General features: G+C 64.8%; 16 protein-coding genes. 2 read left to right on the top strand and 14 right to left on the bottom strand.

Features of this window, described 5'->3' with window-relative positions:
- Nucleotides 1-47: 47 nt before the first annotated feature.
- The 9 genes from AC1RTQ_RS01930 to modA all read right to left on the bottom strand — a co-directional run bounded on the left by AC1RTQ_RS01930 (nucleotide 48) and on the right by modA (nucleotide 10,302).
- Entirely contained in the window at nucleotides 48-452 is a 405-nt protein-coding gene (locus tag AC1RTQ_RS01930) for a hypothetical protein (protein WP_492873954.1), read from the bottom strand.
- 96 nt (nucleotides 453-548) lie between these two features.
- Nucleotides 549-1,412, bottom strand: coding sequence for a formate dehydrogenase accessory sulfurtransferase FdhD (fdhD, locus tag AC1RTQ_RS01925; protein ID WP_492873952.1), 864 nt, complete (start codon nucleotides 1,410-1,412; stop codon nucleotides 549-551).
- A 172-nt stretch (nucleotides 1,413-1,584) separates the two neighbouring features.
- The gene (gene fdhE / locus AC1RTQ_RS01920) at nucleotides 1,585-2,535 is read right to left on the bottom strand and encodes a formate dehydrogenase accessory protein FdhE (protein WP_492873950.1); all 951 of its coding nucleotides are present in this window, start codon (nucleotides 2,533-2,535) and stop codon (nucleotides 1,585-1,587) included.
- On the bottom strand, nucleotides 2,532-3,194 hold the full coding sequence (locus tag AC1RTQ_RS01915) for a formate dehydrogenase subunit gamma (RefSeq protein ID WP_492873948.1): 663 nt from the start codon (nucleotides 3,192-3,194) through the stop codon (nucleotides 2,532-2,534). The genes fdhE and AC1RTQ_RS01915 overlap by 4 nt, the downstream gene beginning before the upstream one ends.
- Nucleotides 3,191-4,096 carry a formate dehydrogenase subunit beta gene (fdxH, locus tag AC1RTQ_RS01910; protein WP_409815402.1) on the bottom strand — a complete coding sequence of 302 codons (906 nt, stop codon included), beginning with the start codon at nucleotides 4,094-4,096 and terminating at the stop codon, nucleotides 3,191-3,193. Before fdxH ends, AC1RTQ_RS01915 begins: the two co-directional genes overlap by 4 nt.
- A gap of 11 nt (nucleotides 4,097-4,107) precedes the next feature.
- The gene (fdnG, locus tag AC1RTQ_RS01905) at nucleotides 4,108-7,161 is read right to left on the bottom strand and encodes a formate dehydrogenase-N subunit alpha (RefSeq protein WP_492873946.1); all 3,054 of its coding nucleotides are present in this window, start codon (nucleotides 7,159-7,161) and stop codon (nucleotides 4,108-4,110) included.
- 392 nt (nucleotides 7,162-7,553) lie between these two features.
- A complete protein-coding gene (gene modC, locus AC1RTQ_RS01900; protein ID WP_492873944.1) occupies nucleotides 7,554-8,639 on the bottom strand; it encodes a molybdenum ABC transporter ATP-binding protein in 1,086 nt (361 codons plus the stop codon).
- Complete coding sequence (gene modB, locus AC1RTQ_RS01895) at nucleotides 8,636-9,316, bottom strand: molybdate ABC transporter permease subunit (protein WP_302089119.1); 681 nt, start codon at nucleotides 9,314-9,316, stop codon at nucleotides 8,636-8,638. Before modB ends, modC begins: the two co-directional genes overlap by 4 nt.
- A gap of 191 nt (nucleotides 9,317-9,507) precedes the next feature.
- Nucleotides 9,508-10,302, bottom strand: coding sequence for a molybdate ABC transporter substrate-binding protein (gene modA / locus AC1RTQ_RS01890; RefSeq protein WP_302089120.1), 795 nt, complete (start codon nucleotides 10,300-10,302; stop codon nucleotides 9,508-9,510).
- Between the two features lie 97 nt (nucleotides 10,303-10,399).
- Here modA and AC1RTQ_RS01885 point away from each other — a divergent pair, with 97 nt between their 5' ends.
- Complete coding sequence (locus tag AC1RTQ_RS01885; RefSeq protein ID WP_492873943.1) at nucleotides 10,400-11,272, top strand: TOBE domain-containing protein; 873 nt, start codon at nucleotides 10,400-10,402, stop codon at nucleotides 11,270-11,272.
- A gap of 165 nt (nucleotides 11,273-11,437) precedes the next feature.
- On the opposite strand, the gene AC1RTQ_RS01880 is transcribed toward AC1RTQ_RS01885, so the two are convergent.
- The 4 genes from AC1RTQ_RS01880 to mdlC all read right to left on the bottom strand — a co-directional run bounded on the left by AC1RTQ_RS01880 (nucleotide 11,438) and on the right by mdlC (nucleotide 16,125).
- The gene (locus tag AC1RTQ_RS01880; protein WP_492873941.1) at nucleotides 11,438-12,454 is read right to left on the bottom strand and encodes a Bug family tripartite tricarboxylate transporter substrate binding protein; all 1,017 of its coding nucleotides are present in this window, start codon (nucleotides 12,452-12,454) and stop codon (nucleotides 11,438-11,440) included.
- Between the two features lie 30 nt (nucleotides 12,455-12,484).
- Nucleotides 12,485-13,456, bottom strand: coding sequence for a Bug family tripartite tricarboxylate transporter substrate binding protein (locus AC1RTQ_RS01875; protein ID WP_409815392.1), 972 nt, complete (start codon nucleotides 13,454-13,456; stop codon nucleotides 12,485-12,487).
- A gap of 83 nt (nucleotides 13,457-13,539) precedes the next feature.
- A complete protein-coding gene (locus tag AC1RTQ_RS01870) occupies nucleotides 13,540-14,481 on the bottom strand; it encodes a ketopantoate reductase family protein (RefSeq protein ID WP_492873938.1) in 942 nt (313 codons plus the stop codon).
- A gap of 27 nt (nucleotides 14,482-14,508) precedes the next feature.
- Nucleotides 14,509-16,125, bottom strand: coding sequence for a benzoylformate decarboxylase (gene mdlC / locus AC1RTQ_RS01865; RefSeq protein WP_492873937.1), 1,617 nt, complete (start codon nucleotides 16,123-16,125; stop codon nucleotides 14,509-14,511).
- Between the two features lie 111 nt (nucleotides 16,126-16,236).
- On the opposite strand from mdlC, the gene AC1RTQ_RS01860 reads away from it, so the two are divergent.
- Nucleotides 16,237-17,142 (top strand): LysR family transcriptional regulator, encoded by a 906-nt coding sequence (locus AC1RTQ_RS01860; protein WP_492873935.1) that lies wholly within the window; start codon nucleotides 16,237-16,239, stop codon nucleotides 17,140-17,142.
- Between the two features lie 156 nt (nucleotides 17,143-17,298).
- On the opposite strand, the gene AC1RTQ_RS01855 is transcribed toward AC1RTQ_RS01860, so the two are convergent.
- Nucleotides 17,299-18,468 carry an MFS transporter gene (locus AC1RTQ_RS01855; RefSeq protein WP_492874510.1) on the bottom strand — a complete coding sequence of 390 codons (1,170 nt, stop codon included), beginning with the start codon at nucleotides 18,466-18,468 and terminating at the stop codon, nucleotides 17,299-17,301.
- Nucleotides 18,469-18,844: the final 376 nt, after the last annotated feature.

Here is an 18,844-nt window from a genome sequence, read left to right as displayed (position 1 = left end):
AAAGCGCAAGCAGCTCTTTAATCAATAGCGGTCGGCGCGGGCCGGACTCAGCTGCCGAAAACGCGCTGCAGCAGGGTGCGCGGCTGGATCGGCTTGTATTTCTCGATTTCGGCAGGGGTCAGAATCCAGGCCGTGTGCAGGCCCTGGGTCTGCGGCTCGATCACATAGCCCACCAGCATCTTCTGGCCTGCATAGTTGCTGGCAAAAACAATGCTGCGCTCGCTGCTGAACAGGCGAAAGCCGGGCGTGGTGCGAATGGCCGTGCCGTTGATGGCCACTTCGGGGAAGTTGGTGACCGTCAGTTCGCCGAACTGCGCCGTGGGCGGAAAGTTGCGAGTGTCGTCCGAGGGCAGGCCCTGGGCCTGGGCCGGCAGGCCGGCGCTGGCGGCAGCAGCCAGCAAGGCGCAGGCCACGAAGCGGCGGCTGATGAGGTCGGTGGTGCAGCGGTTCATGGTGTATATCCAGGGGCTGATCGTGGGGCAGTCAGAGCTTTAGTCATGGCCGCAATGCCGTGATTCTAGAGGCTGGCGCTTGGCAGCAGGGCTTGCTCAGGCTTTGCCGCCCGCCGCATAGAGCACCGCCCGGGGCGGACGGCACAGCCCCCAGAAGCGCAGGCCCGTCAGCTCAGCCATGCGCACGCCCATGGAGGTGGGCGCGGAAATCGTGGCCAGCGCCGCGATGCCGACCTTGGCGCATTTGCGCACCAGTTCATGGCTGCCGCGGCTGGACAGCACTACCAAGCCGGGCTCGCCGAGGCGGCCCGTGCGCGCCAGCCGGCCGACCAGCTTGTCCAGCGCATTGTGGCGGCCCACGTCTTCGAGCACATCCGTGATGTCGCCCGCCAAAGTGGCCCAGCCTGCGGCATGGATGGCGCCTGCCTCGGCATTGAGAATCTGGTGTGGTGGCAGGGCGTCAATCGCCTTGAGCACGGTGGCTGCGTCGACCCGCTCCAGCCAGTCCTGGGGCGGCAGGGCGTCAAACGACAGGTCCAGCGCCGCAAAGCTCTCGACTCCACAGACGCCGCAACCCGTGCGTCCCGTCATGCTGCGGCGCCGGTCCTTGAGCCGGGCAAAGCAGCGCGAGGCGATGTCGAGCTGCACTTCCATGCCGTCCATGCCTTCGGGCAGGCCGGCTGCTGCGGCAGACACGGGGCGGGCCTCGATGCCGTAGCAGTCAGCGGCGCTGTCGATGATGCCCTCGGTCAGCGCAAAGCCGAGGGCAAAGTCTTCCGCATCGGTGGGCGAGCCCATCATCACCGCATGCGAGATGCCGTTGAAGACCAGCGCGATCGGCACCTCGGCCGCCAGCACGCGCTCCTGGCGCTGCTGCTGCCCGGCGTGGAACAAGCTCACGGCATGGGTGTGCAGCGGTGCTATCGGCTGGGCAGGGATGGGGCAGGCGGACTCGGTCATGGGCTGATGATAGTCAGCAGGCGCATTCCTTGCCGGCAAGGGGCGGGCTCCGGCTCAGGGCCTGGCACGGCGGGCCTGTCGAGGCATGGGGGAGGGGAGGCCATGGCGGCGCTCCCGGACATCCGTGGCCGGCCTGCACGGCCAGGGGGCGGTGCAGGCCGGCGGCCGGGGCCTAGGCCAGCAGCGGCAGCATCAAGGGGTTGATGCCGCTGCGCGCAAGCTCTTTTTCCTCCATCTCGGCATCCAGGGCCAGACTGGCCAGGTCGTCGGCCACCATTTCCAGCTGGTGGTCCGCCTGCTGGTAGAAGGCCTTGAGATAGGTCTGGCACTCGTTGCAGCTCTCGGCCTTGATGGGCGCTTTTTCGTCTTCCAGGCACCAGTAGTCCAGTGCATGCGTGCTGTCGCAGTTGCTGCACTTGCTGCGCACCACATGCCACTGGCATTCGCACAGGCTGCATTGCAGATAACGCACGCCGGCCTGGGCGCCGCCGAGCACCAGGCTGCCGGTGGGTACATGGCCGCAGACGGGGCAGAGATGGCGCTGCTCGCCCGGCTCGGCCCGGCCGGCGGCGGGCAACTGGCTGGCCAGCTGGCGCCAGTACAGCGACAGTGCGCTCCACAGCAGCTGGGCCACGCCCGCTTCGGGCAGTACCGCGTCGTCGGCCAGTGCTTCGCTGCGCAGCGCCTTCAGCAGGGTGTCGGCCCAGGCTTCGCGCTGGGCTGCATCGGCCTGTTGCAAGCGCGCCAATGCCTGGCCGATGGCGGGGGTCTGCATGCGGGGCTGCTGTGCCATGCGGCTCAGCAGCTCGTCGAGCAGGGCCAGCCAGTGGGCAGAGCGCGGCCACAGGGCCGAATGCAAAGGCGCTTGCGTGCGCTGTTGCAGGGCCGCGCCCAGGCCGGCGGCTTCCTGCTCGGGCAGGGGCAGGGCCTCGGCCGTGGCCTGCTGGGCACCGGCCAGCTCGGCGGCCCACAGCAGATACTCGGCCATGGCATGGCCCTGGGCCAGATGCTGCAGGCGGCTGGCGCGACGGGCATAGGGCAGCTTGGCGGCGGGCAGTTGCACGGCAGCGATATGGCCCACACCCGGCGAGCGTTCGGCTTCGGGAACCAGATGGATGCTCATCGTGTGCTCCCTGTCTTGGCTTTGCCTGCTGCCGCAGGTTTGGCGCTGATCTCCTCATGCCAGCGGTCGTGATGGGCGCGGGCCCAGGCATGGCTGACATAGCCGGTGACCATGCCGCGGATCGAGCCCTTGACCCAGAAGGCCAGATAGATATGGCCAAGGATCAGCAATATCAGGCCCACGCCCGCCAGAGCGTGCAGCGCCAGCGCGACACGCAGCACGGGGATCGGGAACAGATGTGCGAAGTAGGCGCGCCAGATCACCAGGCCGGTGAGCAGCAGCACGCAGATCAGGCTCATGATCCCCCAGAACAGCAGCTTCTGGCCTGCGTTGTACTTGCCGATGCGCAGCCGCTGGCTGTGGTCTCCTGCCACCACCGATTTCACGTTCTCCACCCAGATGCGGTCTTCCCTGACGAACAGGTTGTATTTCACAAAGCGCACGAACAGATAGACCAGGGCCACAAACACCACGATGCCGAAGAAGGGGTGCAGCAGCCGCGCCAGCTGCGGCGTGCCGAAGACGCTGTTGAACCAGTTCAGGCTGGGAAACACCCAGGACAGGCCCGACATGGCGACCAGAAAGAAACACACCACCATGGCCCAGTGGCACAGGCGCTCGGGCAGCGGGGTGCGCAAGATCATGCGGTCTTTGTTCATGCCGTTTCTCCTTTCTTGGCGCGGTCATCGCCCGCATCGTCTTCGTCGATCTCGTTGGGGCCGGTGGCCATGTAGTGGGCCGCAGCACCGGCCAGCGTGGCCACGAAGCCCAGGGCGGCCAGCGGCTTGAACCAGCCCTTCCAGCCCTCGACCACGGCGCTGATCTTGGGATCCTTGGGCAGCTTGTGATAGAGCTCGGGCTGGTCGGCATGGTGCAGCACATACATCACATGGGTGCCGCCCACGCCTTGCGGGTCGTAGATGCCGGCTTGGTCAAAGCCGCGGGTCTTCATCTCCTGCACGCGGCCTTCGGCCTTGATCAGCATGTCGTCCTTGCTGCCGAACGCGATGGCGCCCGTGGGGCAGGTCTTGACGCAGGCCGGCTCCTGGCCCACGGCCACGCGGTCCGAGCACAGCGTGCACTTGTAGGCCTTGTTGTCCTTCTTGCTGATGCGCGGGATGTTGAAGGGGCAGCCGGCCACGCAGTAGCCGCAGCCAATGCATTGCTCGGACTGGAAGTCCACGATGCCGTTGGCGTACTGCACGATGGCGCCGGGCTGGGGGCAGGCCTTCAGACAGCCCGGGTCTTCGCAGTGCATGCAGCCGTCCTTGCGGATCAGCCACTCCAGCTTGCCCTGCTCGTTGACATACTCGTCAAAGCGCATCAGCGTCCAGCTCTCGGGCGAGAGATCGCGCGGGTTGTCGTAGACGCCGAAGTTCTCGCCCACATCGTCGCGCAGATCGTTCCATTCGCTGCACGCCACCTGGCAGGCCTTGCAGCCAATGCAGATGCTGACGTCGATGAGTTTGGCGACCTCTGCCTTGTGGTCACGGGCGCGCGCGGCGGGCGTGAGCGCGTTGGTGGCCGAGCGCCGCACGATATCTTGGGATTGCATGGTCATGGGTGCTCGCCTTATGCCTTTTCGATGTTGACCAGAAAGGCCTTGAACTCGGGGGTCTGGGCATTGGCATCGCCGATGCCGGGGCTCAGCGTATTGGCCAGATAGCCCTTGCGCGTCGTGCCTTCATAGCCCCAGTGGCAGGGGATGCCGATCTGCTCGATCTCCTGACCATCGACCTGCAGCGTCATCACGCGCTTGGTCACCACGGCCTTGCCCTTGATGTGGCCGCGCTTGCTGGAGACCCGGATCATGTCGCCGGCCTTGATGCCTTTCCTGTCGGCCAGCTTTTCCGACAGCTCGATGAACTGCTCGGGCTGCACGATGGCGTTCAGGCGCGAGTGCTTGGTCCAGTGGCGGAACATCTCGGTGATGGAGTAGGTCGTAGCCACATAGGGGAACTGCTCGCGCGAGCCCATGCGGGCCGCGTCGTCGGCGAATACGCGCGCCACGGGGCTCTTGCTGACTTTGGGGTGCAGCGGGTTGGCCGCAATCGGGCTTTCGGTGGGTTCGTAATGCTCGGGGAAGGGCCCGTCGTTCATGCCCTTGGCCGAGAACAGGCGTCCCAGGCCTTCGGGCTGCATGATGAAGGGGCTCACGCCGCTGTTGGGTGCGGCGGTCAGCGGATAGTCGGGCACGTCGGAGCCGCCCCATTTCCTGCCATCCCAATGCAGGATCTGGCGCTTGGGGTCCCAGGGCTTGCCGGCCGGATCGGCCGAGGCGCGGTTGTAGAGAAGGCGGCGATTGGCCGGCCAGGCCCAGGCCCAGCCCGGCGTGTTGCCCAGGCCGGTGTCGGTGTTGTCGCGGCGCGCCATCTGGTTGCCGGCCTCGGTCCACGAGCCTGCGAAGATCCAGCAGTAGCTGGAGGTCGTTCCGTCGTCGCGCAGCATGCCGAAGTCGGAGAGCAGCTCGCCCTTTTTGGCGATCAGCTTGCCGTTGTCGTCGAACAGATCGGCCAGTGCGTAGCCGTTGGCCTCCTTGGCCACTTCCTCGGGATGGGGGTCGTGAGGGTCATGGTAGTCCCAGCGCATATTCATCACGGGCTCGGGACAGGTGCCGCCTTCCTTGGCGTACAGCTCGCGCAGCTTCATGAAGATGCCGCCCAGGATGCGGCTGTCGTGGCGCGCCTCGAACGGCGGCTCCTGCGCGGCCCAGTGCCATTGCAGCCAGCGGCCGGAGTTGACGATGGCGCCGTTCTCCTCGGCAAAGCAGGAAGAGGGCAGGCGGAACACCGTGGTCTGGATCTTCGCGGGGTCCACGTCGTTGAATTCGCCGTGGTTCTTCCAGAAGGTGGAGGTCTCGGTCTGCAGCGGATCGATGATGACCAGAAACTTCAGCTTGGACAGGGCGTCGCGGATCTTGCCTGAGTCGGGCATGGCGGCCACGGGGTTGAAGCCCTGGGCGATGTAGCCGTTGACCTTGCCGCGATACATCAGATCGAAATAGGCCAGCATGTCGTAGCTGCGGTCCCACTTGGGCAGCCAGTCGTAGCCCCAGTTGTTCTCGCGCGTGGCGTGCTCGCCGTACAGGTCCTTCATCAGGCTGACGAAGAACTTGGGCGTGTTCTTCCAGTAGTTGACCTGGCCGGGCAGGTCGGCCTTGGGCGTGGCGTCCTCCAGGTACTGCTCTAAGGTCTGCTGCCTGTCCTCGGGCAGGTTCAGGTAGCCGGGCAGGCGGGTGGAGAGCAGGCCCAGGTCGGTATAGCCCTGGATGTTGGAGTGACCGCGCAGCGCGTTGACGCCGCCGCCGGCCATGCCGATATTGCCCAGCAGCAACTGGATCATGGCCGCGCCGCGGATGATCTGTGCGCCGGCCGTGTGGTGGGTCCAGCCCAGGGCATAGAGGAAGGTGGCCGTGCGGTCCGGCACGCAGGTGCTGGCCAGTTGCTCGCAGACATGCACAAAGTCGGCGACCTGGGTGCCGGTGATGGTCTGCACCATCTCGGGCGTGTAGCGCTCCACATGCTTTTTCAGCAGGTTCAGCACGCAGCGCGGGTGCTGCAGACTCTCGTCGGTGAGGGCATGTCCTTGCGCATTGCGCTCGTAGGTCCAGCTGGACTTGTCGTAGGCTTTTCTGTCGGCGTCGTAGCCGCTGAACAGACCTTCGTCGAAGCCATAGTCCTCGCGCACGATCAGGCTGGCATTGGTATAGGCCTTGACGTATTCGTGCTGGATCTTGTCGTGCTGCAGCAGGTAGTTGACCACGCCCATGAGAAAGGCGGCGTCCGAGCCCGCACGGATGGGGGCGTAGAAGTCGGCCACCGAGGCCGTGCGGTTGAAGCGCGGGTCCACCACCATGAGGTGAGCCTTGTTGTGGATCTTGGCTTCGATGGCCCACTTGAAGCCCACGGGGTGGGCTTCGGCAGGGTTGCCGCCCATGACCAGGATCACATTGGCGTTCTTGATATCCACCCAGTGGTTGGTCATCGCGCCGCGACCGAAAGAGGGCGCCAGGGCCGACACCGTGGGGCCGTGGCACAGGCGGGCCTGGCAGTCGAAGCCCAGCATGCCCAGGGCGCGGCCGAAGCGGAAGTCCAGGATGCCGGTTTCGTTGGAGGCGGCCGACGAGGCCAGCATGCCGGTGCTGAGCCAGCGGTTGACACGCTGGCCCTTGTCGTTCGTCTCGATGAAGTTGGCGTCGCGATCGTCCTTGAGCAGGCGCGCGATGCGTTCGTTGGCTTCGTCCCAGCTGATGCGCTTCCACTCGTTGCTGCCGGCTTCACGCACCTCGGGGTATTTCAGGCGCTGCTCCGAATGGATGTAGTCCAGCGCACCTGCACCCTTGGGGCACAGCGAGCCGCGGCTGACGGGGTGGTCGGGGTCGCCCTCGATGTGGAAGATCCTGGACTTGGCGTTCTTGGCGCCGTCGCCCAGGCTGTACATCAGCATGCCGCAGCCCACCGAGCAGTAGGTGCAGTTGTTGCGGGTTTCCTTGGCGCGCAGCAGCTTGTACTGGCGGGGCAGTGTGGCCATGGCCACCGAGGGGGCAAAGCCCAGGGATGCAGCAGTGGCGCCGGCTACACCGGCACCGCACAGCTTGAAGAAACGTCTTCTGCCGTGATTCATCATGTGTTGTTTTCTTCAACCGCGCTCCCATGACCATGGAGGGCGTTAGGTTTGCAGGTGGCTGCATGTGCAGATGCAGCCACCCGTGAGCCGGGGGAACAGCCCGGACTCGGGGCCTCGACCTTGACGATTGCTCACGCATTGCCGGACCTCACGGGCCACGTCGAATGTTGAGGGATGCCAATGGCAAGCAATTGAGCCGGCTGGCACAGCCAGGCTCGCAAAGCGAGGAAGCGCGACAAAAGCCCTCAAGCTTTTTGTCGTTTGACTCTTAGATAAAAGTCAAAGGATGGCGAATCTATTCAGTAAGCGAATGTTTGTCCAGCAAAGGCTAGCGCATACCTCGGGTATGTGATGAAAAATTCTTGATGTAAATCAAGTATTTGGATCGGCATTCAGTCCAGCAGCGCCATGCCCTTGATCTGTGCATACACCGGCATGCCGGGCTGAAGCTGCAAGGCCTTGGCCGAGTGCTGGGTGATTCTGGCCAGCAGCCGCGTGCCGCCCGCCTGCAGCGAAACCATGACCTGCCCCGGTCCGTCCTCGCGCAGGCCCAGCACCCGTACCGGCAGGATGTTGAGAATGCTGCTGCCCTCGGGCCTGAGCAGACTCAGGCTGACATCGCGCGCCTGCACGCGCAGCGGCACCGTGCTGCCGGGCTCGCGCGGGCGGGCCATGACGAGTTGCAGCCGGCCTCCGTCAAAGATCAGGGTACTCAGATGATCGGCCGTGTCATGTGCCTGCACCGTGGCATGCACCACGCTGGAGGCCACGTCGCCATGGGCCAGCGGCAGATCGAGGCTGGATAGCAACTCGGGGACGCCGCCCTGCGCCAGCACCTTGCCTGCACCCAGCAGCACCATATGCTGGGCCAGGCGCGCGACCTCGTCCATGGAGTGGCTGACATAGATCACTGGAATCCGCAGATGGCGCTGCAGCTGCTCCAGATAGGGCAGGACTTCGGCCTTGCGCTGGGCGTCGAGCGCGGCCAGGGGCTCGTCCATGAGCAGCACTTCGGGGCTGGTGGCCAGAGCCCGTGCAATCGCCACGCGCTGGCGTTCGCCGCCCGACAGCGTGGCGGGCATGCGATTCATCAGATGGGCGATGCCCAGCAGTTCCACGGCCCGCTCCTTGGAGACCTTGCGGCGCTCCTGCGGCGTGCGCCTGAGTCCGTAATCGATATTGCGCTGTACCGACAGATGTGCAAACAGGCTGGCCTCCTGAAACACATAGCCGAGCGCGCGCTGGTGCGTGGGCAGCCATTGCCGGCCGGCGTCGTCCTGCCATACGGTCTGGTTGACGGTGACGCGGCCTTGCGCCCGCTCCAGTCCGGCGAGGCTGCGCAGACAGCTGGTCTTGCCGCAGCCCGAAGGCCCGAACAGCGCCGTGACCCCCTGGCCGGGTAGCTGCAGATCCACATCGAGTTCAAAGTCCGGCCGGCTCAGCCTGAGCTGCGCGGTGATGAAATTCGTGGCTTTCATGCGCGGCGCTCCGCTTTGGGTTGCAGCCAGTTCAAAGCCAGCAGCACGATGAAGGAGAACACCACCATGCCGGCCGCCAGCATATGGGCGTGGCCGTACTCCATGGCTTCCACATGGTCGTAAATCTGTACCGAGACCACGCGCGTGACGCCGGGGATATTGCCGCCCAGCATCAGCACCACGCCGAATTCGCCCACGGTGTGGGCAAAGGTCAGCACGGCGGCAGTGATGAACCCGGGGCGCGCCAGCGGCAGTGCCACGGTCATAAAGCGGTCTAGCGGACTGGCGCCCAGGCTGGCCGCCGCCTCCATGGGGCGCGGGCCCAGGGCCTCGAACGCGCGCTGCAGCGGCTGCACGGTGAACGGCATGGAGTAGATCAGCGAGCCCACCACCAGACCGGCAAAGGTGAACGGCAGAGTTCCCAGGCCGATGGCCTGCGTGAGCTTGCCTACGGGCCCGTTGGGGCCCATGGTGACCAGCAGATAAAAGCCGATGACGGTGGGCGGCAGCACCAGCGGTAGTGCCACTACGGCACCGATCGGGCCGCGCCAGCGCGAACGGGTATGGGCCAGCCACCAGGCCAGCGGTGTGCACAACAGCATGAGCAGCACGGTAGTCACGCCCGCGAGCTTGAGCGTGAGCCAGATGGCTGCGTAGTCTTCGGCATTCAGTTGCATGGAATCAAAAACAGGACTTGCGCAAACAAGTATGCACAACGGACATTTCTATCGGCAAAGCACCATGTCCGATCCGAATTTGCGCAAGTCGTCAGAAAAAGACCCTTGGAGCGCCCAGCTTAGCCGAGCAGCGCCAAGGGTAGAGCGGAACAGTTCGCGTTGAATGGGGCTCTAGCGCTTGTGGATTAGCGTCAGAAGCTATAGCCGTAGGAGCGGATGATGTCGTGCGCCTTGGGGCTGCGCAGGTACTTCATCAAAGCCGCAGCGGCTTCGTTGTCCTTGGCGCTATTGAGCACAATGGCATCCTGGCGGATGGGTTCATGCATATTGCCGGGCACTTGCCAGGCCGAGCCCTCGCGGATCTTGCCGTTCTCCATGACCTGGGACAGGGCCACAAAACCCAGTTGCGCATTGCCGGTGGCGGCGAACTGGTAGGTCTGGGCGATGTTCTCGCCCATCACCACCCTGGGCTGCACCTGAGCGCTCAGGCCGAGCTTGTTCAGCACTTCCATGGCCGCTGTTCCGTAAGGGGCCAGCTTGGGGTTGGCGATGGCGATGTGCTTGTAGTCGCCGCTCTTGAGCACATCGCCCTTGTCGTCCACATAGCCGGCCTTGGGGCTCCACAGCACCAGCGTGCCGATGGCGTAGGTAAAGCGCGAATCGGCCAGGCCCTTGCCTTCCTTGGCCAGTTTCTCGGGTGTGGTGTCATCGGCGGCCAGCAGAATGCCGAAGGGCGCGCCATTGTTGATCTGGGCGTAGAACTTGCCGGTGGCGCCAAACGACAGCTCGGCCTTGTGGCCTGTATCCTTCTCGAACTCGGCCGCAATCTTCTTCATGGGGGCGGTGAAGTTAGCTGCCACGGCGACCGCCACTTCAGCGGCCTGCGCCTGCGCAGACCACAGGCCCAGCACGACTGTGCCGATCACGGCCGCAGAGCGAGCCAGTTGAAAGGAAAAACCGGTGGAGCGGGCAGTGATCTGAGTCATTGAAATTTCGCTATTCATTAATGGAATAGCGAGTGTAACGTGAATGAACAACTGAGGTCGAGCGAGGAAATTGGCTGTCAGGGCATGATGGCGGTCTATGTCAGACACAGAAAATTTCGAACAAGAACAATTGGATATGGCCGGCGACGAGGCTGCGTCGGGTGGCGCACTATCGTCCGACTCGGTTTCCCAGGCGCTGGGCTATGACATGGCCGACCGTCGCATTGCCATCCTGCGCGGCATTGCGCAAAGCGGCTCCATCTCTCAGGCTGCCCGTGACGTGGGCGTGAGCTACAAGGCGGCCTGGCAGGCCATCGATACCCTGACCAATCTGGCTGGCGTGCCGCTGGTCGAGCGCAGCGTGGGCGGCGCCGGCGGCGGCGGCGCACAGATCACGCTGGCGGGCGAGGAGCTGCTGCATGCGGCCGAGGCCATGATGCGCTTGCGTGCCGAGTTGCTGCAACGAATGCAGGCCGGCACACCAGGTGGCGGACAGCCCAATCTGGGTCTGATGACCAGCATGCGCAATCAGTGGCCTTGCAGCGTGCTCAAGGTCGAGTCCATAGGCGGGCAGATTCGGGTCTGGCTGCGTGCCGCAAGCGATGCAGGCTCGGACTGGACGATTGCTGCGCGCATCACGCCCGAAAGCTATGAGCTGCTGGGTCTGGCACCCGGTGTGCAGGTGCTGGCGTTGTGCAAGGCCACGGCCGTCAAGGTCTGGCCGGGGCAGGAGCGACCTGCGGCATCCGCGCAGCCCATCAATATCTGGCCTGCCGTGGTGCAGCGCGCGACCTACGGCGCAGCCACGGTGACGGAAGAGAGCCTGGCTTGCGACGAAGCCATCTGTCGTTTGAGCTGGGGCGCGCAGATCGTGGGCTTTGCGCCGGCCATGAGCGCTCTGGTGGCCAATGACAATGTCTGGCTGGAGGTGGCCGAGTCTGCGGTAGTGGTGGCGGTGGCGTCCCACTGAAACACGACTTGCGCAAATTCGGATCTGGCTTGGTGTTTTGTCGGTAGGCATGCCTGTTGAGCAGTCTTGTTGGCGTAAGCCAAAAAAAAGACCGCCGGTCCTTGCAGACGGGCGGTCAAAAGGGAGTTTTCGGGCAACCGGACTCCCACGTTGAACTCAAACTCCTTAATCCACTTTCAAGCCGATTTCCTTGATCAGCGGTGCAAAGCGGGCGCGTTCCTTGGCATGGTGGTCCACGAAGTCCTGGCGGCTCATGCGCGGCTCGGGCGTGGCGCCCAGGCCCTGGATCACATCGACCACGCTCTTTTGCTCCAGTGCCTTGATCACGCTGGCGCGCACGGCATCCACCACGGGTGCGGGCGTGCCGGCCGGAGCGTAGACGCCGAACAAGGTGTCGGCATCGAAGCCCGGCAGGCCGCTTTCAGCCAGCGTGGGTACCTTGGGATACAGAGGCGAGCGGTGCGGGCTGCCTATGGCCAGCAGCTTGAGCTTGCCGGCCTCGACCTGCTTGAGTCCCGGGCCTGGATCGAACCAGTATTGCAACTGGCCGCTGAGCACATCGGTCAAGGCCGGACCGGCACCCTTGTAGGGAATATGGCTGGCATCGACCTTGGCCGCGCGCTTGAACATTTCACCGGCCAGATGAGGCGAGCTGCCCGGGCCTGGCGATCCGTAGGACAGCTTGCCGGGGTTGGCCTGCAGGTGCTTGATGAAGTCCTGCACATTGCTCACGGCAAGGCTGGGGTTGGTTTCCAGAAACACATGCACGCGTGCCACGGCCGCCACGGGGATCAAGTCCTTTTCAGGGTTGAACGGCAGCTTGCTGTAGATCAGCGGATTGATGCTGATGCCGCCGCCGCTGCTCAGCAGCAGCGTATAGCCGTCCTTGGCAGAGCGCACGGTTTCGCTGATGCCGATATTGCCGTTGGCTCCGGGCTTGTTGTCCACCACCACGGACTGGCCCAGCACCTGGCTCATGGCGGGCGAGATCGCGCGCCCCATTACATCGGCGGCGCCGCCAGGGGCGAAGTTCACGATCAGGCGGATGGGGCGATCCGGCCATGTCTGCGCCTGGGCGGCCGGCGCCAGGCAAAGCGCCATGCCCAGGCTGGCCCAGCCTTTGGTGATCAGGGCGCGCAGCGGCTTGTGTGTACAGGGGCGTTGAGTGATGGGAGTCTCCATATGTGTTTTCCTGCTTGTCATTGATATCGCTCAGTCCAGCTTGATGCCTGCGGTCTTGATGACCTCACCCCAGCGCTTCTTCTCGGAGAGCCAGAACTCGCGCATCTGCTCGGGAGTGCTGGGCAGGGGCTCCAGGGCCAGTGATTCGAAGCGGGCCTGCACGGCCGGCGTCTTCAGGGTTTCCTGCAGCGTCCTGGACCACATCTGTATGGTGGCGTCATCCGTGCCCCTGGGCGCGACCAGGCCCTGCCAGGCGTAGGCCTCGAAGCCGGCCACGCCCTGCTCGATGAGCGTGGGCATCTGAGGCAGAGTCTTGAGTCGCTGCGCACTGGCCACGCCGATGGCGCGGACCTTGCCCGTGTTGATGTGGGGCAGGCCTGCGGCGCTGTCCACCAGCATGAAGGGAATCTGACCTCCGATCACATCCAGCATGGCCGGTCCGGCGCCGCGATAGGGTGCGTGGGTCATCTTCACGCCCATCTTCTGCGCCAGCAGTTCGGTGGCCAGGTGGTGCGGGGTGCCCAGCCCGGGAGATCCATAGCTGAGCTTGCCGGGGTTGGCCTTGGCCCAGGCCGCGAATTCCTGAAAGCTGCGCACCGGCAAGTCGTTGTTGACAACCAGCAGCAGCGGAAAGCGCGCCAGCAGGCTGATGGGGACGAAGTCCTGCTCGGCGTTGTAGGCCAGCTTGGGGAACAGATGCGGGTTGGCGGCCAGGGTGGCGAAGTCGGCGGTGAAGACCAGGTTGCCATAGTCGCGCGAGCGCGCCGCATATTCTGCGGCGATGTTGGTGCCGGCGCCCGGCTTGTTGATCACCACGATGTTGCGATGGATGGGCTTGGCCCAGGCCTCGGCTACGCCGCGAGCCACGGCATCCGAGCCACCGCCCGCGGCAAAGCCGACCACCCATTCCATGGGCCTGCCGGACGCTGGCTGGGCGTGGGCCGTACCCAGCATGAGCTGTACACCGCAAGCAGCGCCGGCTTTGAGAAAGGTTCTGCGCATGTTGTCTCCTTGTTGTTGAATCCGTGGGCCCGGTCCCTGCTGTCTTTCCCGAGCCTTCGATGCGTCTTCGCCCAGTCCTGGTCCTATGGCGTGCGCTGCTGTGTCATGCTGATGAGCCGGTGCAGGGTAAGTGTCATGGGCGTGGCTATGCCATGCCGCTCGCCCGCGCGCACCACCGCACCGTGGATGGAATCGGTCTCGGTGGGGCGCCCTGCCAGCAGGTCCTGCAGCAGCGATGGCTGGTGTCCCACATGGTGGTTCAGGGCGTCCTCCACCGTGGCCTGGATACGGAGGGCGTCCACAGCGATGCCGTTGGCCGCAGCCACGGCAACGACCTCGTCCAGGACTTCGCGGATCAGGCTGCGGCCCAGGGGGCTGGCCAGTCCGTCCACGGTCTGGCGCGTGATGCCGCACAGACCGTTGAAGGCCGCATTGAAGGCCAGCTTTTCCCAGATGGCCGTCTCGACCTCGGGATCGATCTCGCAATGCAGCCCGGCGCGGTTGAGGTCGTCGCAGAAGTCCTGGAAGCCGGCTTCCACCTGTCCGGTGCGCGGCATGAAACGGATCTTGCCGCTGCCCAGCGAACTCACTTTTCCGGGAGCCAGCAACCGGGCCGGCCATGTCGTCACACCTACGGCGATCTGCTGGGCATCGGCAAATCCGTGCAGGGTCTCGATATGTCCTATGCCGTTTTGCAGGCTGAGCAGCAGGGTCCCGGGCCCTATCAGGTGGGCAATGCTTTGCAGCGCGGCCTGGGTGTGGGCGGCCTTGGTGAAGATCAGCCAGCGCGCGGGCGGCTGCGTCAGCTCATGGGCCTGCAAGGCCTGAACGCCTGCGTGCAGCGGGCCCTGGTCGGTCTCGCAGTGCACGCCGTGCTCGCGGATGGCCTGGAGCAGCTGCGCGTTGACATCCACCAGCGTGACGGGGATGCCGGCCCGGGCCAGCCGGGTGCCGAACAGGGTGCCCATGGCCCCCGCTCCCAGGATGCCGACGGCGGCCGCTTGCGGCTCTTGTGTGTTGTGCATGTCTTGTCTCCGAGGGCGCGGGGCGGGTCAGGCGACCTCGACTTCGACCAGCGTGGCGCGCGGGCTGCGCAGGGCGTCCCGCAGAACCTGGGGCAGCTGGGCGGCTTCGGTGACGCGCACGCCGTCGCAGCCCTGGCCCTTGGCCAGGGCCACGAAGTCGATGTCGGGCAGGTCCGTTCCCTCGACCTTCTCGCCCTCGCGGTAGCCGAACACCCTGGAGAAATCCTGCAGGGCGGCGTAGCGGCGGTTCTTGACAATGATGTAGGTGATCGGCAGCTTCAGATGGGCTGCGCTCCACAGTGCCTGGATGGCGTACATGGCCGAGCCGTCGCCGATGACACCTATGACCTTCTTGTCGGGCTTGGCCAGCGCGATGCCTACGGAAGCAGGCAGGCTGTGGCCCAGCCCGCCGCTGCACATGGTGAAGAAGGTCTCGGCAGCGTAGATGGGCAGATGGGCCTGGATGATGGAGCGCGAGCCTGGCGCCTCCTCGACGATGATGCTGTCGCGCGATCGCACCTGGGCCAGTGTGTGCATGAGGAAGGCATCGGTCATCAGCTCGCCCGGCTCGGGTGCCGCCGGCACCGGTATGGCGGGCCGGGGCTGGAGCGCAGGGCGCTGATGTGTCAGGGGGCGGGCCAGCAACTCCTGCACGCCCATGCGGATATTACCCACGGCCGCGTCGCCCACGGGGGCCCAGGCGGCGATGGCGGGGTCCTCGATGAGCTGGAACAGCTGCGTGCCCTCGGCGATGAAGGGGCCGTGGCCTTCGACGTGGTAGGTGAAGGCTGGTGCGCCGATGACGAAGACCACATCATGGCCCGAGAGCCTGTCCACGATGCGCTCGCGCATGGCTGGCAGGAAGCCGCCGAACAGCGCATGGTCTTCGGGGAAGCCGCAGCGCCCGCTCATGGGTGCCACATAGACGCGCGCCTGGTGGCGTTCGGCCAGGGCCTGGACGGCCTCGAAGGCCTGGCTGCGGTCCACGGCCGCTCCGACCACGAAGGCCGGTGCGCGCGCACTCTCCAGCGCCTGGCCGATGCTCTCCAGCAGGCGTGGGTCGGGTCGGGTTTCAAAGCCGACCTTGCGCAGCGTGATGGGCTCACAGGGCACATCCCAGTCATCGGCGGGAATGGAGACGAAGACCGGGCCGCGCGGCTCCTGCATGGCGATGTAGTAGGCACGCGCCAGGGCCTGGGGCACGTCCTCGGCGCGTGCGGGCTCGCAGCTCCACTTCACATAGGGCTTGGGCAGCTCGGCGGCCTGGTTGGAGTGCAGGAAGGGGTCGAACTGCAGCAGCGAGCGGGTCTGCTGGCCGGCTGTGATGACCATGGGCGTGCGGTTCTTGAAGGCCGTGAAGATATTGGCCATGGCGTGGCCCACGCCGGCGGCCGAGTGCAGGTTCACGAAGCTGGCATTGCGCGTGGCCTGGGCATAGCCGTCTGCCATGCCCACGACCACGGTTTCCTGCAGGCCGAGGATGTAGGAGAAGTCCTCGGGATAGTCGCGAAACAGGGGCAGCTCGGTGGAACCCGGGTTGCCGAAGATGCGCGTCATGCCCAGCTCGCGCAGCATGTTGATGACGGCGTGGCGGACGGTGAAGACCTCGGCGGCCTGGGCATTGGGGGCGGTGTTGGCAGGCAAAAAATTCTCCTTGGATCGGGCTGGCACTGGGCCTTGGCACTGTTGGCATCCATCCTGCCTTTGGCGATAATTTCCAGCAATTGAATAAAACATCTAAGAGATATTCGTTTAATGGATATATCAGGTCTGGATCTCAATCTGTTGCGTGTTTTCGATGCGGTCTTTCGCCACGGCAGCGTCAGCCGCGCTTCGCAGGAGCTGGGCCTGTCCCAGCCCGCAGCCAGTCAGGCGGTGACGCGGCTGCGCCATTTGCTGGGCGATCCGCTGTTCGAGCGCATGCATGGGGGCGTACGCCCCACGCCGCGTGCCGAGCGGCTGGCTCAGGCGGTCAGAACTGCACTGGCAACGCTGGAGGTGGCCTTGGCAGAGGCGCACAGTTTTGATCCCTTGCAGGCGAATCAGTGCTTTCGCATTCACCTCAGCGACATCGGCGAGGCGCGCTTCTTGCCACCACTGATGCAGGCCTTGAGAGGCCGGGCGCCCCATGTGCAGCTGCAAACCCTGCCCATGCCCATGGGCGAGATTGCCGATGCGCTGGATCGCGGCTCGCTGGATATCGCCATCGGCTTTCTGCCCGGTGTGACGGGCACGCAGCAGAAGGTGCTGCTGTCCGATCACTACGCCTTGTTGCTGCGCCAGGGGCATCCGGTGCTCAAGGGTTTGAAGACCGAGAGGCTGAGTGCTGAACATTTGCGCGGGCTCGACTATGTGGCCGTGCGCTCGCATTCCGAGACGCTGCACATTCTGCGCAAGCTCGAGCTGCAGGATCAGGTGCGGCTGTCGGCGGCCCACTTCATGGCCGTGCCCTCCATCGTGCACCAGACGGATCTGGCCGTCATCATGCCCGCCGAGATTGCCGAGACGTTTGAAGCACAGGGTGGCTATGTGGTGCTGCAGGCCGATCTGCCAGACAGTGCCTTCGATGTCTCTTTGCACTGGAGCTGGCGCTTTGCGCAGGAGCCCGCGAACCAGTGGCTGCGGGAGTTGGTCAGCGAAGTGTTCGGGCAGCGCAGATAAGGGGCTAGGCCCTCACACGTGCCCGCTTCGTGTGGCCGCTGCCCCTGCGTCGGGCGCCCAAGCGGAGGCTTGTTGCCTTGGGACGACTCAGGGGCAATAAAAAAGCGCCAGGCTTTAAGGCTCTGGCGCTTGATGGGTCTGCGATGGCAGCTATCTTTAATGAAGTTCCTTGCCCTTGAGTTCGGGAATCAGAAAGACCGTGGCCAGCATGTCCAGCACATAGATGGCGGCCAGCAGGGCAATGGCCACCTGGAAGGAGTAGGCCATGGCCAGCGCACCGATGACGACCGGGCCCAGGCCGCCGACGGCGCGGCCGATGTTGAACAGCACGTTCTGTGCCGTGGCGCGGGCTTCGGTGGGGTAGGCTTCGCTGATGACGGCGCCATAGCCGCCCATCATGCCGTTGACGCACAGGCCCATGATGGCTCCCACCCACAGCATGGCCGTGGCATCGGTGAGCTGGGAATAGGCCAGCACCGAGATCACGGAGCCGACCTGGAAGATCAGGAAAGTGGGCTTGCGGCCGATGCGGTCGGCCAGCTGGCCGAAGACCCAGATGCCCAGCGACATGCCGACGATGGTGACGGCCGTCCACACCGACGACTTGGTCAGGCTGAAGCCCATCTGCTTGGACAGAAAGCTGGGCATCCAGATCATGATGCCGTAGTAGCCGAAGTTCTGCACAGAGGTCAGCACGATCACGCCCAGGCTGATCTTGCGCGTGGCCTTGTCCTTCATCAGCAGCTTCAGGCATTGCATGGCCGAGGGCTGCTCCTTCTTGCTGCGGTTCACGAACACTTCGGGCTCATGCAGCTTGTTGCGGATGACCCAGGCCACGACAGCAGGAATCACGCCGACCAGAAACATGCCGCGCCAGCCGATGGAGGGCAGCAGCAGCGGGGTTAGCATGGCTGCGCCCAGCACGCCCAGTTGCCAGCCCAGCGCCACATAGGACGAGACGCGTGCGCGATGGCGTGCGGGCCAGGCCTCGGCGGCCAGTGCCATGCCGATGCCGAACTCTCCGCCCAGGCCGATACCGGCAATGGTGCGGTAGATCAGCAAGTCCCAATAGCCTTGTGCAAAAGCACACAGGCCGGTAAAGACGGCAAACAGCACAATCGTCCAGGTCAGCACACGGATGCGGCCGTATTTGTCGCTGAGCATGCCGAAGACGATGCCGCCGAAGACGGCACCGATCAAGGTCCAGGTCACGAGAGAGCCGGCCTGGCCGGGCGTGAGGTTCAGGTCCTTGGAGATGGCCGAGAGCATGAAGCCCAGGATCAGCAGGTCAAAGCCGTCCATGGCGTAGCCGACGGCCGAGCCCATGAGTGCTTTCCAGCTGTATCCGTTGACTTCTGTTGGAGCGGCGGGCGCGGCTGTGCCTGCCACGGCGCCTGTGGTTTGTATGGTCACGGGAGAGTCCTTGAGCGACGATGGACTTTTCGGGCCTGTGAGCCTGCTTTTGCAGAAAAAAGCAGGCCCTCGCTGGGCGCAAGACCAGCGCGCGGGCACGCAGCGTGCGTGCAGCATCCTTGAGGTGCAACGGGCACGGAAAAGTCCTTGAAGGGGAGGTTTGAGCGGCTGGAGCATGGCGGCGCGGACTGCGTTGATTTCTGCGGGCAGAAAGGGCAGCGCGGCGCAATGTCGCCTCTGTAAAAAGCGAAAAGCCCCAGTTGCGTGAGCAACTGGGGCTTGAATTTGG

This window comes from Comamonas sp. GW821-FHT11H03, from assembly GCF_058807955.1.
Note: the sequence above shows the minus strand (reverse complement) of the source record. Positions and strands in the feature narration are given on the sequence as shown.

What these genes read in the sequence shown, in the direction of transcription:
- modB (WP_302089119.1), bottom strand. Translation starts at nt 9,316, where the DNA reads ATGCAACTGAATGCCGAAGACTACGCAGCCATCTGGCTCACGCTCAAG.
- AC1RTQ_RS01885 (WP_492873943.1), top strand. Translation starts at nt 10,400, where the DNA reads ATGTCAGACACAGAAAATTTCGAACAAGAACAATTGGATATGGCCGGC.
- fdnG (WP_492873946.1), bottom strand. Translation starts at nt 7,161, where the DNA reads ATGATGAATCACGGCAGAAGACGTTTCTTCAAGCTGTGCGGTGCCGGT.
- AC1RTQ_RS01875 (WP_409815392.1), bottom strand. Translation starts at nt 13,456, where the DNA reads ATGCGCAGAACCTTTCTCAAAGCCGGCGCTGCTTGCGGTGTACAGCTC.
- fdhD (WP_492873952.1), bottom strand. Translation starts at nt 1,412, where the DNA reads ATGACCGAGTCCGCCTGCCCCATCCCTGCCCAGCCGATAGCACCGCTG.
- fdhE (WP_492873950.1), bottom strand. Translation starts at nt 2,535, where the DNA reads ATGAGCATCCATCTGGTTCCCGAAGCCGAACGCTCGCCGGGTGTGGGC.
- AC1RTQ_RS01870 (WP_492873938.1), bottom strand. Translation starts at nt 14,481, where the DNA reads ATGCACAACACACAAGAGCCGCAAGCGGCCGCCGTCGGCATCCTGGGA.
- AC1RTQ_RS01915 (WP_492873948.1), bottom strand. Translation starts at nt 3,194, where the DNA reads ATGAACAAAGACCGCATGATCTTGCGCACCCCGCTGCCCGAGCGCCTG.
- AC1RTQ_RS01880 (WP_492873941.1), bottom strand. Translation starts at nt 12,454, where the DNA reads ATGGAGACTCCCATCACTCAACGCCCCTGTACACACAAGCCGCTGCGC.
- modA (WP_302089120.1), bottom strand. Translation starts at nt 10,302, where the DNA reads ATGACTCAGATCACTGCCCGCTCCACCGGTTTTTCCTTTCAACTGGCT.
- AC1RTQ_RS01855 (WP_492874510.1), bottom strand. Translation starts at nt 18,468, where the DNA reads ATGGGCTCGGCCGTCGGCTACGCCATGGACGGCTTTGACCTGCTGATC.
- AC1RTQ_RS01930 (WP_492873954.1), bottom strand. Translation starts at nt 452, where the DNA reads ATGAACCGCTGCACCACCGACCTCATCAGCCGCCGCTTCGTGGCCTGC.
- fdxH (WP_409815402.1), bottom strand. Translation starts at nt 4,096, where the DNA reads ATGACCATGCAATCCCAAGATATCGTGCGGCGCTCGGCCACCAACGCG.
- modC (WP_492873944.1), bottom strand. Translation starts at nt 8,639, where the DNA reads ATGAAAGCCACGAATTTCATCACCGCGCAGCTCAGGCTGAGCCGGCCG.
- AC1RTQ_RS01860 (WP_492873935.1), top strand. Translation starts at nt 16,237, where the DNA reads ATGGATATATCAGGTCTGGATCTCAATCTGTTGCGTGTTTTCGATGCG.